The organism is Flammeovirga sp. OC4 (genome assembly GCF_000812565.1).
Classification (GTDB): Bacteria; Bacteroidota; Bacteroidia; order Cytophagales; family Flammeovirgaceae; genus Flammeovirga.
In genome coordinates, this window is sequence record NZ_JTAM01000033.1 from 1 (window position 1) to 340 (window position 340).

Here is a 340-nt window from a genome sequence, read left to right on the forward strand (position 1 = left end):
AGCAACTGGATTGCCATCATTATCTACCCAATCACGCATTTCTATTGCTTTGTCAGGCGTTGTTCCTAACTCTACGAATAGATTATACAATGCCACTGAATCTTCTTGTCCTAATGTAAATAATAGGTCAATTTGTTTTGTGAAGATGGTTAGACCAGTGATTGAAGTTGACGTGATATTCAATCTATAACTATCTGCATTGTCACTTGTCATTGAAGGAATGCTTAACTCCGCCGCTGAGCTTTCCGTTGATCCGTCGCTTACTTTTGTCCAGTTATATTCAAGAGAAGCGATTTCAAATCCTCCATCGTAAGAGTAAGAGTCTCCGAAAGTAACTGTC

General features: G+C 39.1%; 1 protein-coding gene. It reads right to left on the reverse strand.

What is annotated here, in order from left to right:
- Positions 1-340 (reverse strand): hypothetical protein (locus PL77_RS32035; RefSeq protein WP_044208350.1); only part of this gene is annotated, 340 nt, incomplete at both ends.